Genomic DNA, 664 nt, shown 5'->3' with positions numbered 1-664 from the left:
TAAAAATGGGGGCTTTACAGTATCAGGACGGAGGAAATTTTTGAAGCTGTAGAATATCAATTTAACCGGCTATCATACAGATATGAGCGAACTGACCACGTTGTACAAAATCCACACTTTGTTAATCAATCTTCTCCTCCTCCACCACAGACTGAAAACCCTATGATAGTAGAAGCTGGAGGAGCGGTAACTACAACATTTACTACTTATAATGCCACTGATTCTGCTGCTGCTAGCGTTTCTGGTATAAGTTATGGGGCCAGTTGCGCTGGAGTTGGCGCATCATTTGATTCTCATGTGATGAAAAGATCCTTAGATACTCAGCATAATCCAAGAACAGATATTCCACCGGCTCCTGGTTGTGACTACACAACAAAAGCAAAGCATACAATAAACTTTAAAGACATACCAACTAACCCAAGTCAATTAAAACTCAAAATGAAAGCAAAGAATTTTTGCTTATCACCTTACCGAATTCAAGTTACTGGTTCTAAGGATGGTTCACATTCGGCACGTAGTTTATTACATGCACAGGACTGCACCGGCCTCGTTCAACAAAAAGCGATTTATGATACCCTCGGCAGAGTTGTTTTCTCTAATGATGAGGCTGGACTGCCAGTATGCATGACGGCTCCAGAACATGTCGTTCGCTGCGAGCCATGGA

Annotated in this window: 1 protein-coding gene; it reads left to right on the top strand. The window is 42.0% G+C overall.

The features are described from left to right. Positions 1-162: 162 nt before the first annotated feature. On the top strand, positions 163-664 hold a 502-nt coding region (locus C200_RS14080; RefSeq protein WP_033923869.1), incomplete at its 3' end, for a hypothetical protein.

Source organism: Piscirickettsia salmonis LF-89 = ATCC VR-1361 (assembly GCF_000297215.2).
GTDB classification, from domain to species: Bacteria; Pseudomonadota; Gammaproteobacteria; order Piscirickettsiales; family Piscirickettsiaceae; genus Piscirickettsia; species Piscirickettsia salmonis.
This window is presented reverse-complemented; position numbering and strand designations above follow the sequence as displayed.